Origin of the sequence: Paenibacillus sp. FSL R5-0470, from assembly GCF_037975205.1 — a bacterium.
In the GTDB taxonomy this organism is placed as follows: domain Bacteria; phylum Bacillota; class Bacilli; order Paenibacillales; family Paenibacillaceae; genus Paenibacillus_AQ.
In genome coordinates, this window is sequence record NZ_CP150238.1 from 4692309 (window position 1) to 4706121 (window position 13813).

Annotated in this window: 13 protein-coding genes; 5 read left to right on the plus strand and 8 right to left on the minus strand. The window is 45.2% G+C overall.

The window, feature by feature from the left end; genetic code table 11:
• The first annotated feature begins 148 nt into the window (after positions 1–148).
• The 5 genes from MKY99_RS20740 to proC all read left to right on the plus strand — a co-directional run bounded on the left by MKY99_RS20740 (position 149) and on the right by proC (position 6452).
• Positions 149–1498 carry an FAD-binding oxidoreductase gene (locus MKY99_RS20740; RefSeq protein WP_339266141.1) on the plus strand — a complete coding sequence of 450 codons (1350 nt, stop codon included), beginning with the start codon at positions 149–151 and terminating at the stop codon, positions 1496–1498.
• 189 nt (positions 1499–1687) lie between these two features.
• Positions 1688–2599 (plus strand): LysR family transcriptional regulator, encoded by a 912-nt coding sequence (locus MKY99_RS20745; protein WP_076284590.1) that lies wholly within the window; start codon positions 1688–1690, stop codon positions 2597–2599.
• 546 nt (positions 2600–3145) lie between these two features.
• Positions 3146–4249 carry a glutamate 5-kinase gene (proB, locus tag MKY99_RS20750; RefSeq protein ID WP_042190091.1) on the plus strand — a complete coding sequence of 368 codons (1104 nt, stop codon included), beginning with the start codon at positions 3146–3148 and terminating at the stop codon, positions 4247–4249.
• A gap of 35 nt (positions 4250–4284) precedes the next feature.
• Entirely contained in the window at positions 4285–5532 is a 1248-nt protein-coding gene (locus tag MKY99_RS20755; protein ID WP_042190094.1) for a glutamate-5-semialdehyde dehydrogenase, read from the plus strand.
• A gap of 50 nt (positions 5533–5582) precedes the next feature.
• Positions 5583–6452 carry a pyrroline-5-carboxylate reductase gene (gene proC, locus MKY99_RS20760; protein WP_339266143.1) on the plus strand — a complete coding sequence of 290 codons (870 nt, stop codon included), beginning with the start codon at positions 5583–5585 and terminating at the stop codon, positions 6450–6452.
• A 67-nt stretch (positions 6453–6519) separates the two neighbouring features.
• On the opposite strand, the gene MKY99_RS20765 is transcribed toward proC, so the two are convergent.
• The 8 genes from MKY99_RS20765 to MKY99_RS20800 form a co-directional block, all read right to left on the minus strand.
• The gene (locus MKY99_RS20765; protein WP_339266145.1) at positions 6520–7245 is read right to left on the minus strand and encodes a hypothetical protein; all 726 of its coding nucleotides are present in this window, start codon (positions 7243–7245) and stop codon (positions 6520–6522) included.
• Positions 7242–8345, minus strand: coding sequence for a hypothetical protein (locus MKY99_RS20770; protein ID WP_339266147.1), 1104 nt, complete (start codon positions 8343–8345; stop codon positions 7242–7244). The genes MKY99_RS20765 and MKY99_RS20770 overlap by 4 nt, the downstream gene beginning before the upstream one ends.
• An 18-nt stretch (positions 8346–8363) precedes the next feature.
• The gene (locus MKY99_RS20775) at positions 8364–8849 is read right to left on the minus strand and encodes a hypothetical protein (protein WP_052404371.1); all 486 of its coding nucleotides are present in this window, start codon (positions 8847–8849) and stop codon (positions 8364–8366) included.
• Positions 8846–9394, minus strand: coding sequence for an RNA polymerase sigma factor (locus MKY99_RS20780; protein ID WP_081382890.1), 549 nt, complete (start codon positions 9392–9394; stop codon positions 8846–8848). Before MKY99_RS20780 ends, MKY99_RS20775 begins: the two co-directional genes overlap by 4 nt.
• 133 nt (positions 9395–9527) lie before the next feature.
• Positions 9528–10280 carry a DnaD domain-containing protein gene (locus MKY99_RS20785; protein ID WP_060622747.1) on the minus strand — a complete coding sequence of 251 codons (753 nt, stop codon included), beginning with the start codon at positions 10278–10280 and terminating at the stop codon, positions 9528–9530.
• A 26-nt stretch (positions 10281–10306) separates the two neighbouring features.
• Complete coding sequence (gene asnS, locus MKY99_RS20790) at positions 10307–11605, minus strand: asparagine--tRNA ligase (protein WP_339266150.1); 1299 nt, start codon at positions 11603–11605, stop codon at positions 10307–10309.
• A gap of 21 nt (positions 11606–11626) precedes the next feature.
• Positions 11627–12835, minus strand: coding sequence for an acetate kinase (locus tag MKY99_RS20795; RefSeq protein ID WP_042190106.1), 1209 nt, complete (start codon positions 12833–12835; stop codon positions 11627–11629).
• Positions 12832–13704 (minus strand): 3-hydroxyacyl-CoA dehydrogenase NAD-binding domain-containing protein, encoded by an 873-nt coding sequence (locus MKY99_RS20800; protein ID WP_042129488.1) that lies wholly within the window; start codon positions 13702–13704, stop codon positions 12832–12834. Before MKY99_RS20800 ends, MKY99_RS20795 begins: the two co-directional genes overlap by 4 nt.
• Positions 13705–13813 lie beyond the last annotated feature (109 nt).

Consider the following 13813-nt stretch of genomic DNA (forward strand, 5'->3'; position numbering starts at 1 on the left):
AGAAGTGATAGGTTTAACCTATAAATTGAAGATGATTTTTTGCTGAGACCCTAGTCAGCCCACTCCTTAGACGAATGCCCTTCATACTATATCGGATCCTGGTTGTTGAAATGCAGTGCATTTGTTAGCGCAGAAGGAGTTGGAACAATTGAGGTCAGGAACGAGACTTACCGGGCGAGTTATTTTCAAAGGTGATCAAGGGTATGAAACGGCACGTAAGAATTGGGATCCGCATACTGACAAATTCCCGAAAGTGTTTGTTTTCGCACAAAAAACACAAGATGTTGCGAACGCCATAAAATGGGCTAACGAGAATAAAGTCCCCATCCGCGCAAGAAGCGGTAGACATTCTCTGGAGGTTAATCTTTCACAGGTCACCGGAGGAATTGTCATCGATGTAAGTGAAATGAAGAAAATCAAACTAAATAAAAAATCAGGAACTGTTGTTGTGGGTACCGGAAATACAGTGGGGAGAATTGCACACACGCTTGCTGGGCAAGGATATATGGCTCCATTCGGTGATAGCCCTACGGTTGGAATCGGAGGCATCACCCTAGGCGGGGGTATCGGGCCGCTCCAGCGAACCGTGGGCCTTGTTAGTGATAATCTAATCGAACTCGAAATGGTTGATGCCAAAGGGAAAATTATTCGTGCCAATAAGAATAGTAACTCTGATCTCCTCTGGGCTTCCCGCGGAGGTGGCGGGGGAAATTTCGGAGTTTACACCAGTTACAAATTCAAAGTACGTCCTGCTCCAGCTTCAGCTACCGTTTTTCGTATCACCTGGCCTTGGGATCAGTTCGAGAAGGTATTCAAAGCTTGGCAACTCTGGGCTCCTTGCGTTAATACCAAACTGGGCAGTGAATTATCCATTGGTCCGAAAAAAGGCGGTAATGTCACTATGAATGGGCTGTTCCTCGGATCAAAGGCAGAGGCTTCCCGCCTCTTAAAGCCCGTTACGAGCGTTGGAACGCCTACGAATCAAATCATCCGCTCTTTGCCCTATACAAAAGTAGTGAGTTTTATGTTAGCGCCTGATCCAGTGCTAACTCAAAGAGTCAGCAACCAGTTCTCCAGCGGTTTCGTAAGAAAACCCTTCCCGGACAAGGCAATTAAGTCCATGCGTGAATTCTTAGAGAAAGTGGAGGGGGAATTCGCAGGTTTCTTTTTCCTCAACTGGGGTGGAGCTGTGAGCTGTAAGTCACCCAAATCTACAGCCTTTTACTGGCGTAAAGCGAAATTCTATGTTGAGTGGAATAGCTCATGGATCAAGAAATCGGAAGCTGCCAGAAATATATTCGTAGTACGAAATACACGTCGGAAGCTGCAGCCATTTATCGTGGGGAGCTACATCAACGTTCCAGACCAGGGAATTAAAAATTCCGGACCAGTATATTATGGAGCGAACTATCCTAGATTACGGAGAGTCAAAGCTAAATATGACCCGGGAAATATATTTAACAACCCTCAAAGCATCTCTCCAGCCCGCAAAGTATAGTAAGACGTAATAGCGTAGCATCGAAATTAGACCGGCAAACATAAAGGACTCCAGCGAATACTGGTAATCCACCCCTTCCTATTTGCCGGTCAGTGCGTTCGTGCACTAACTTACATGTGAACCTATATAAAACTTCAGTTTCATAGTTTATACTTATAAGTAAAAACAATCTCCCAAAGGAGTTTATACATGGAACTGAGACAACTACAATATGTACTGCAAATCGCAGCCGAAAAAAACTTCTCCCGTGCAGCGGACAAGCTGCACATTGCCCAACCATCACTCAGTCAGCAGCTTTCCAAGCTGGAAAAAGAGCTCGGTGTAATGCTGTTCCAGCGAAATACCAGCTCTGTTGAACTGACCTATGCTGGATCTAAATTCGTAGAGCAAGCTCAAATCATCATTGATGGCGTAGAACTGCTGCGACAAGAAATGTCTGATATTTCTGAACTGCGTACCGGGCGCGTCGTTGTAGGCAGTATGCCGATCACTGGTGCACATTTACTACCGCATGTGCTTCCGGTTTTTAAACAAAATTACCCGGAAGTAGAAATCACTCTGCTCGAAGACTCCTCCATGAACCTAGAGAAGCTCACTGCGAGTGGTCAGACTGATTTAAGCCTGCTCTCATTGCCGCTCGAAATTCCGGCACTTGCTTACGAAGAACTGGGTGAGGAAAGGATCGATCTTGCAGTCCCACCCGAACACCCGCTAGCTAAACGTAGCTTAGATGGAACTAAGACCTCTTTGGAAGAACTAAAGGACGAGCCATTTATCGTACTTAAAGAAGGCCAAGGCTTCCGTAAAATGACTATGGATCTGTGCCGAAACGCTGGCTTCGAACCAAAAATTGTTTTTGAGAGCAATAACATGGAAACAGTTCAGTCACTGGTCGCCACTGGAATGGGTGTAACTCTTGTGCCTCATTTTATTGCCCGTGCACCGCGGAGTGAATTCGTCCCTGTCTACTTACCGCTCACTGATCCTGCCCCTAGCCGAACACTTGTCGTAGCCTATCGACGCGGACGTTATTTATCTAAAGCCGCTAAGGCTTTTGTAGAAACATTTAAATCTACGGTATCTGAATTAACCGAAGAATAGACCCTTGGAAGGCCGCTCTGATCATCTGACACCGAGCCACACTTTCATTAACTGGCCGCTTTTTCGTTTAGATCTTGATTCTGCGCCTGCTCAGGATTGTTGTCTTTAGTCAATTTAATCCACCTCTTGGTAACAGATTATAAGTATTCCACCCCCTTACTTAGAGGTTAAACTGAATAATCAAAGCTTTCTAATGCGAGAAATAGTTCCTTCGTTTTTCCTTTGCAAAGCAACCATCTCCATGGTATTCTATTGAAAATAAGTGAAACGTGCAGACGGGACCAGTAAGAATGAGTCTAACCGCGCCTAGAGAGTAAATTCCGACAGGCTGAAAGAATTTACCGCGGTTTTCGTTCCGAATCCTACCCCCGAGCGGCCTGTGCTAAGCAGGACGGATCCTCCCGTTACGAGAATGAAGTCGGATGATCCCTCATCAATGAAGGTGGTACCGCGGAAGTTTACAAGCTTTCGTCCTTTGCTAAGTCTAAGGATGGGGGCTTTTTGTCGTTTTCAGCATCTATAAAAATACTGAGGAAGTGAACAGATATGACGACACGAATCGTAGTCAAAATAGGCAGCAGCTCACTGACTGGAACAGAAGGCGGATTGAATCGCGAAGCCGTGTCCTTCTTCGCTTCAGAGATTGCCGAATTGAAGAGAAACGGCTGCGAGGTGTTATTAGTAACCTCCGGTGCTGTAGCCGCAGGCTTTCGCAGTATCGGTTATCCTACACGTCCGAAGCTGCTGCATGAGAAGCAAGCAGCTGCTGCTGTAGGCCAAGTACTGCTCATGCAGGCATATCAGGAAGCTTTTGCCGAGCATGGAATAACCACAGCACAGATCCTACTAACCCGTACCGACTTTTGTAGTCGCAGAGCTATGAACAACGCGATGATGACGGTAGAAGAGCTGCTTCGCCTAGGAGCGGTACCCGTATTTAACGAGAATGACACCGTCTCCGTTGATGAGTTAAAATTCGGTGATAACGATACTTTGTCCGCGCTGGTAGCTAACCTGCTGAAAGCCACCAGATTGCTCGTCTTAACTGACATGGATGGCTTATATAGTGGAGATCCTCGGAAACATCCCGACGCTGTTCGCTATCAGTTCGTTGATGATATTACGCCGGAGATTTATGCTATTGCTGGTGGAGCTGGCTCTAGTGTGGGGACAGGTGGCATGCGTTCAAAAATCGATGCTGCCAAGATCGCTACACGAGGCGGTGTGCCCGTCTTTGTTGGGAGAGCTACCGAACCAGGGGATTTACAACTCGCAGCGACAGGCTCGGGCCGAGGTACTTATTTTGCAACCAAGTTATCTTCTTTACCTGTTAAAAAGCAATGGCTTGGCTTTATGTCCACCCCACTCGGCTCCCTGTACGTTGACGAAGGCGCCGTTGAAGCGCTGCTTCATGGCGGTCATAGTCTGCTGCCTGTCGGCGTCAAGCAGATCGAAGGTAACTTTCACGCTGGGGATGTTGTAGAAGTCCTTGGACCAGACTCCAAATTGCTAGGACGCGGGATTGTGAATTACGATGACACTCAGCTGCGCAGTATTCAAGGTTTACCCAGCCGTCAGATTGTACCGAAGCTGGGAGAAGTACACCGGCTGGAGGTCATTCACCGTGACGAATGGATTACATTGAGGTAAAAATTTTGCCCATACAAATTTAAGGAGGAATCGTCATGAGTGAAGTTGTCAATAAAGCAAAATTAGCCAAGGAAACCACCGGAGTATTAGCGAGTCTAACTACCGGCCAAAAAAATGAAGCACTCTTAGTTATGGCTGATGCGCTGCGTCGTGAAGCTCCAGCTATCATTGCTGCCAACCGGGAAGATCTGGAACGCGGACGCTTAAGTGGTACTCCCGAGTCCATGCTTGATCGACTAGCGTTAGATGTAGGCCGAATTAACAGTATCGCAGAAGGACTTCAACAAATCGCTGTATTACCTGATCCAATTGGTGACACGCTAGAAACTATTGAACGTCCAAATGGTCTCAACATCCAGAAACTCCGTGTTCCACTCGGTGTCATCGGCATCATCTATGAAGCACGTCCAAACGTAACTGTTGATGCCGCTGGTCTGTGTCTAAAGACTGGTAACGCTGTTGTGTTGCGTGGTGGCTCCTCCGCCCTGTCCTCCAACCGACAAATTGTCGAGGTTCTTCACAACGCTCTAGCAAATACTTCAATGCCGAAAAATGCGCTACAGTTGATCGAAGATCCCAACCGTTCCTCCGTTGATGAAATGCTTAAGCTCAACGGACTACTTGACGTGATTATCCCTCGCGGAGGAAGTTCTCTGATTCAAAATGTTGTGCTTAACGCAACCGTGCCCGTCATTGAAACGGGTGCAGGCATCTGCCATACTTATCTCGACGCAAGCGCTTTGCCAGAAATGGCTCAGAACATTAGTCTGAATGCCAAAGCACAGCGCCCTTCAGTTTGCAATTCCATGGAGACGCTACTCGTTCATAAGGATTACGCAAACGAGTATCTGCTTTCTTTGGCCGAAGCTTTCCGTGATGTTAACGTTGAATTACGTGGCTGCCAGGAAACATTATCCTTTGTCCCATGGGCATTACCTGCAACATTAGAGGACTATGCTACTGAATATAATGATTATATCTTGAATATCAAAATCGTCAGCGATTTAGACGAAGCTATGCAGCATATCGCCCAGTATGGCACGAAGCACTCGGAATGTATCGTAACTGAAGATCCGGATAACGCTTCACGCTTCTTACAGGAGGTTGATGCTGCAGCTGTTTACCACAATGCTTCAACCCGCTTCACAGACGGCTTTGAATTTGGATTTGGTGCAGAGATCGGCATTAGTACACAGAAACTCCATGCCCGTGGACCGATGGGTCTGCCTGCTCTTACTTCAACCAAATATAAGATTTACGGAACAGGTCAAATTCGGGGTTAGTGTCCATGCATCCGTTTTTAATTACACCACTTTTAGGAGGATTTTGAGCCATGTGTCAGCAACCTTCCATTCCACTTATGAATCATAATATTGTATTTTATGGCGCAGGCTCTATGGCAGAAGCCATCGTTCGCGGGATGATTAGCCGTAGTATCGTAAAATCCGATAATGTTATTATGCTTAACCGTAGCAGTAGTGAACGTCTGGCAGAACTAAGAAGTCGTTACGGTGTAATCGGTACAAATGATCCTGAACAAAAAACAGATTACCTACGGAACTCACCAGTAATCGTGTTGGCTATGAAACCAAAAGACGCTGCAGAAGCACTTCGGGGACTCAGCCCACTTCTCTCACCTGATCAGATCATAGTCTCTGTAATTGCTGGGCTGTCCATTCGAACGATGCAAGGTCTGCTTGGCAAAGAGCAACCCATCGTCCGTACTATGCCGAATACTTCTAGTTCCATAGGTCTTGGTGCCACTGGCATAGCCTTTTCCAAAGAAGTAGATGAGAAAGGACGACGCCTAGCACTCAACATCTTTGAAGCTGTCGGACTAACAACAGTCATTGATGAAGAACGCATGGAGACCTTAACGGGTATCTCCGGCAGTGGGCCTGCCTATATTTATTATATGATGGAGGCAATGATCGCTTCCGGTATACGGGGCGGACTGCCGCTTGATCAAAGCACGGAGTTAACCGTTCAAACGGTTCTTGGCGCTGCTAGAATGGTACAACAGACGGGCGAGGATCCAGCTGCACTTCGTAAAAAGGTCACATCCCCGAATGGCTCTACACAAGCAGCGATAGAAGTACTCGAGCAGGGAGAATTTTTCGAAACTGTCATCGCGGCAGTAAATCGCTGTGCCGAACGTTCCCGTGAAATGGGCGCTGCGCTTGAGAAAGAGCTGCATTCGTAAAATAAAAAGATCGCTTCCCATACCACATTGGTCAGGAAGCGATCTTTTTTTTAATTTAAGGCCATGATTAGCCCGTTACAACATTTCCATAAGTATCTCGAACAATCACTTTAACATTAGCCGGAGCCCCAACAGTCACGTCCAGCGTGTTCCTAGAATTATCGAATAGCAGATCTCTAGGAGTTTCCCCTAAAATGATGTATAGCGTATTCCCAACATGCTTAGTTTGAAGCAGCTGTTGTTCTTTTGCTTCTTGTAGCTTTCCTTTATTTGAAGAATAACTCCCGAATACATTCAGCTCGTTTCCACCCGTTTGATCTACTTTAATCCCATAAGGCTCTGCAGCTTGGATAATGATGGTACTAACGCCCTCTGGAACGGCTCCCTTCCAATCTGGCAATGCGTAACTTTCTTGCACAGCTGAAACGGTACGGCGAAATTCCTGTGTTAATCCTAAAGAACTAAATCCCGCAAAAACCAAACAACATACAGCTATAAACCCTACGAACAGAACGCTTAGCACATCATAATACATTTTTCCTTTTCCACGAAACCATAAAGTGTATATCACAATTTCTAAGCCTAATAGTATAAAAATGATCGGCCACCAAGCAAGCGTCGTCTCAAACACTTCGGCGCCCCTCCACTGCGAGACCATGATTAGTGCTCCCAGAAATAAAAGGCTCAATCCCATCGACAACGTTCCCACACGCCAGCGTCTTGATTTATCTTCAGCAACCGGACGCTCACTTGAAACAATAACTCCTTGCTGTAATTCTGTCGGATTATTCAAGAATGACCACCTGTCCCTTTTCTCCCTTTATTGTTCTTGCTTCCCGCCATCAGCTTCAAACCACCGCCAATCAACAGCACAGATACGATAAAGGTCCTGAAATATTCATTGACTATATACTCTAAACGCCATCCAGGAAATCTGATATCAAGCGCAGGAACTGCGACATTAACTACAATGTAATACAGTCCTAGACACATCAGAGCAGCTCCAAGCCATCCTTGATGATTTAAAAATCCTTCTATGACTGGCTTATCCTGTAAAGGTTCACGTCCATGTCGGCTGACAAGCTGTAAGCCATCGAACAAACTGTAAAACCAAATGACTGGAATGAGGAAGAATAGCAGCGTTAAACGCAGTAGGTCCATGACATAAATACTCCCTAGAAATAGCAGCATGAGCTGTAATCCTCTTTTTTGCAGCCCTAGATACATTTGTCCGGCACCCGGAAAAGCAGAAAGCAATGTAGCCAAAACTTTGCTACGGCGCCCCTCCTCACGACCAGCCTCCATCTCTTCGAATAAAGTACGATCTACCATTTCTTCTCCAGCTTGCTTACGATGGATTAACTGAACCGCATCAAACATACAATATAACCAAATCACTGGTAATACGCCAAACAGGAGAAGGAAAACATCACTTGAAGTAATCCCTGCCAGGAATAACATCACGGTCATAAAACCGAAGAAAGAAATGAGGAAAGACAATCCTCGCTGCATCAACCCCATATGAAAATGACCCAATCCTGGAATGAACGATAATAAAATTACATGTACACGCTCATTATCGTCTGTCTTAACGGGCATTGAAGAAAAATCAAAATTCGATCCATCTGGAGTCATTGCCGGAGCAGGCATCTGGAGCATTTTAACCACCAGATGCACCATCGAAACCGTCCCAATAAGTAGGAACCCTATCACACCCATTAATAGAATATCCTCGGCACCTTCAGCCACAGCTATTAAGAATGACATAAATAAGATGCCAAAGCTTAACAGAAGATAAACAATTCCCTGTGGGCGTTTTCCCATATAATAATGACCTGCTCCAGGAATCAAATTAAGAAAAAAAGCTTTTAATTTACTACGCTGCTGTTGCATATTTCATTTCTCCTCTCATCACTTTCTGCTACCCATTAGCTGATCCAACCATCCGCTAGTTGCCTGTATGACTTGCTCGCTAAATGATGGGGAATTATCTTTTTTAGGGATCATAAGCTCCATTTGACCTGTGTGCAGCTTATCAAACATACCAGATGTCATTATCAACAGCGTAAGTGACGCGGCAACCGCATAATGAAAGATTGTCTTTTCATACCAGCGATATCGCCGTACCCCTTCTTCAACCGTCACTTGTTCCAATGCTGCTGACGATTCCGTCATACTAGCCCAATCTGCCATAACCCTCTCTGTAAAAATAGACGAATTCTCCAATGAAGGCAGATCCTCCTGTAGCTCATCCAACATTTCCATGTATGAAGTAAAACTTTCCGTATCTTCCAGCAGCAACTGTTCCCAATCTTCTCTGGTCGCCTCGTCCATGTGACCTTCAATATAAGATTTTGCTTGTTCCCGTTGGATTAGATCGTCTCCACGCTTCATCATAGCCATTCGTCCTCCTTCCAATGATTTCGGATCCATTGTCTCGCCCTATACAATCTGGACTCTACCGTCTTCAGGGAAATTCCCTGCTCTGCAGCAATCTGATCATATTTTTTATGTTCCAGATAATAAGCCACCATAATTTCACGATGAGTTTCAGGCAGGCTATTGATTTCACCGAGCAGCCGATCCATCCGATCACGGCGTATAACACCTGACAACACATCCTCTTCGTTGGAAGCGGTCTGGCTCAGTACAAGCTCATAGTCAACAGGAAGTTCCCTAAGTCGATCACGTTTACGTTTCGCATCAATTGCCTTATTTAAGGCGATCCGTGTAATCCATGACTTTAAGCCTTGATAACGGTAGTCAGGGAGAGATTTGTACATTTGTAAAAAAGCTTCCTGAGCAGCATCTTCAGCCATTTTGACATCGCGTAATACAGAATAAGTAATTTTGTAAATTTGCTGACTATATGTATTTACAAATTGACGGAATGCATCCTCGTTACCTTGGCAAATCCGCTGGATTAATACCTCTTCTTCAATGACTCTCCCCTCCTTCCCACAGCAATAGACGCGCCCGATAACAACTACCCCTGCATTTTTTTATAAAAATATTAAAAAGAACCGCACTGACTTTAGCGATGGGCTAAAGCAGTGCGGTTCTCTCCTAATCTATCTATCTTCCGCCATTGCGGAATTTTTGTGTATAGTTCTTTACATCCTGAGCGTTCTTGACCCGGTTGCGGGCCCATTCCAGCAATATTCGATCAATATAACGGAAATGAACCTTTCCTGCAAATACAGATTCCTTCAGCGCTAACAGAATCAGCTCCTCGGGATACCGGTCTTGATCCACCCAACTGGATATCGTCTCACACTCCATTGGAGATAGCGGACGTCCGAATTCCTTTTCGAAAATACTGAACAGATTTCGGCTTTCCTCTTCAGCCCCAAGTTGAGAAGGAGATGAGGGGGGCTTTCCGCCGAATCCACCCCCTGAAGCAGCTCGAGGTGCCGACGTTGCATAGCCACCTACGTGCTTATCTTGCTCATGCTCTTGTACAACTGTCGCTAGATAAGCACCAAGCTTTCCGTATAACCCTGAGAAATTGTAGCGTTCATAATGGATGTCTCTTAGCTCATCGTTGTCTCCATCGATGCTAATAAAACCTTCCTTCATAAGCTTCTGCAACTCTCCTGCTAGTACAGATATGCTACGGCCAGTTACAACCTGAAGCTCCTCAAGAGAAGGGAAGTCAATCCCTTCCACCTGCCTGAAAGAAAGCAGATGTATCAGCAGCATAGCTTCACTTCCGCTTAAATTCAGCTTCCGGTAATACTTCAGTAATGCGTAAGGTATGACGGCCATTCCGTTCTCCAGACCGAAGGAGACGCCTTCGCCCCAGGTACTCCATCCTTTGCCGTCCATGAACGTCCCCCTTCAAATATAAGAACTTATGGGTAGAGACGGTACAGTGTACGTGGGAATGGAATAGTCTCACGTACATGGTCAAGGCCACAGATCCAAGCTACAGTACGCTCAAGTCCAAGTCCAAAACCAGAGTGAGGTACAGATCCGTAAGTACGCAGATCCATGTACCATTTGTAAGAGTCCATCGAAAGATTATGCTCTTTGTAACGCTCTTCAAGCAGCGCAGGATCATCGATCCGCTGTGAACCACCAATAATCTCTCCGTAGCCTTCTGGAGCGATCATATCCGCACACAGTACGACTTCCGGACGGTTTGGATCTGGCTTCATATAGAACGCTTTGAAAGAAGCAGGATAATGAGTAATAAATACAGGTTTATCGTATGCTTCTGCGATTGCTGTTTCATGAGGTGCACCGAAATCATCACCCCAAGCAATATCTTCAAAGCCTTTATCGTTCAAGAACTTGATCGCATCGTCATAAGTAATGCGTGGGAATGGTGCTTTGATATTCTCCAGCTTGGAAATATCGCGACCTACCGCTTCCAACTCCGCACGGCAATTCTTCAATACAGATTGCACTACGAAGCTAATAAATTCTTCCTGAACCTTCAAGCTTTCTTCGTGATCTGTAAAGGCCATTTCTGGCTCGATCATCCAGAACTCAATTAAGTGGCGACGAGTCTTAGATTTCTCTGCACGGAAAGTTGGTCCAAAGGAATATACACGGCCTAGTGCCATTGCCGCAGCTTCCATATACAACTGTCCGCTTTGTGTTAGATAGGCGTCCTCATCGAAGTACTTCGTGTGGAACAAGTTAGTAGTTCCTTCTGCTGACGTTGGCGTCAGAATCGGAGGATCCACCTTTGTAAATCCACTCTCGTTGAAGAACTGTTGGATTGCACGAATAATTTCCGCACGAATTACCAGAACAGCCCGCTGCTTCGATGCACGCAGCCAGAGGTGACGGTGATCCATCAAGAAATCTACGCCATGCTCTTTCGGAGTAATTGGATAATTCTCTGTAAGATGCAGAACTTCAATTCCAGTTACAGTCATTTCAAAACCAGATTGACTGCGAGGTTCCTCGCGGATAATTCCGGTCACATACAAAGAGCTTTCCTGTGTGAGGCTCTTAGCTGCATCCCATACCTCTTCAGGCACTTCTGATTTCACTACAACTCCCTGAATATAACCTGTACCATCGCGAAGCTGGAGGAACTGAATTTTACCACTGGAGCGCTTGTTGTTTACCCAACAACCGATAACAACACTCTCTCCAACATGTTCATTCACGTTCTTAATTACACTCTTGTTAGTCATGCCTTCAATCTCTCCTCTAATTTAGCCGTTAATTCCTTGCACAATACGGTGTGTATCACGTGCAATGACAAGTTCTTCGTTTGTCGGAACTACTAGCACTTGTACCTTGGAATCTTCCGTAGAGATACGACGTGGATCGCCGGAACGAACTTTGTTAGCTTCAGCATCCAACTCAATACCCAGGAACGTAAGGTTATTTAGCAGTTTCTCACGAAGCAATGAAGCATTTTCACCAACACCGGCAGTAAATACGATCGCATCTACACCGTTCATGGCAGCCGTATATGAACCGATATACTTGCGCAAGCGGTACTCATACATTTCAAAAGCTAGTGTGGAATTAGGCTCACCTTTTTCCATACCATCAATAATATCGCGCATGTCACTGCTTACGCCCGAAATTGCTAAGAGACCACTATGTTTATTCAACATGGAGTTAACTTCGCCTACGGACAATTCTTCCTTGTTCATCACATAAGGGACAATTGCTGGGTCAAGATCACCACTACGAGTACCCATCATCAAACCTTCCAGAGGGGTCATACCCATGGAAGTATCCACGGACACTCCACCTTGAACTGCAGTTACACTACCGCCGTTACCGATATGACAAGTAATGATCTTCAGATCTTCCAGCGGACGCTCCAAGTACTCCGCAGCAGCCTTGCTTACGAAGTCGTGTGATGTACCGTGTGCGCCATAACGACGAACTTTATATTTATTGTACAATACTCTAGGAATAGCGTACATATAAGCTTTTTCAGGCATGGTTTGGTGGAATGCAGTATCGAATACAACAACCTGCGGTACACCTGGCATATTTACTTCAGAAGCCGTAATCCCCATCATTGCTGCTGGGTTATGCAGTGGTGCAAGGTCAAACAATTGACGAATTTTCGTTTTTGCGTCAGCATCCACAAGTGCGGAGGATTTGAAGAACTCTCCACCATGCACTACGCGGTGACCTACAGCATCAATTTCTTTAATAGATTCAATTACACCATGCTCTTTGTCTGTAAGACAAGCAAGGACTTTGCGGATCGCAGTATTATGTTCCAGAATTTCGCTTACTTCTGTCACTTCCGCTTTGCCAGTAGGTTTATGATTCAGAATGGAGGAATCCATCCCAATACGTTCAACCAAACCCTTAGCCAAAACCGATTCATCGGTCATGTTATACAGCTGATATTTCAAAGAAGAACTACCTGAGTTAATAACTAAAATATTCATACACGGTCACCATCCTTGTCGTACTTGAAGAAGCCTTCTCCTGATTTCATACCCAGTTGTCCTGCACGTACCATCTTCTTAAGAATTGTAGAAGGACGGTATTTCAGCTCTCCGTATTCACGGAACATATTTTCGAGTGCCGCAAGTACCGAATCCAGGCCAAATCTGTCAGCCATTTCAAGCGGTCCATATTGGAATTGATAACCAATACGCATAGCATCGTCAATATCCTGTGCGGAGGCAACGCCTTCTTGTAGCACATGCATAGCTTCATTGATAAACAAGCAAATGAGGCGTGATGTTACAAATCCTGGGGATTCATAAATCATTACACCTTTTTTCTCAACAATCTCATCAACAAAGGATTTTGTATCTTCAAAAGTAGCATCTGAAGTTTTCAGACCACGTACGATTTCTACAAGATCCACTTTAGCTACAGGATATATGAAATGCATTCCGATCACGCGTTCCGGATACATCGTAGAACTTGCAAGTTCAGTCAAGCTAAGTGTTGATGTATTGCTGGCAAGAATAATGTGGTTCGGGCATACTTGATCCAATTGATTCAAAATCTTTTTCTTTTCTTCCAAATCCTCAACAATGGTTTCGATAACCATGTCACAAGAGCTGAGCTCCGCGAAATGTGTCACTTTTTGAATGCGGCTAAGAATCAGCTTCTTCTCAGCTTGAGTGATCGCCCATTTCTCCAGTTGCTTATCTAGACTTGTCTCGATCATTTCGTAAGAGTAGTCCAGTTTCTCCGCGGTTTTCTCCACTAGTAATACATCCAGGCCTTTGGCTGCTAACATTTCAGCAATACCTTGTCCCATTGTGCCACCGCCGATGACACCTATTTTTTTGAAATTCATAAAAAAGTCTCCATCCTTTCAGGTATCTATACTTTTGTATTGTACCTTGTCTGTCGCAAAAATTTATAAAGCCCGACATATAATGATATCTTAGCATGCCTGAAAAGTA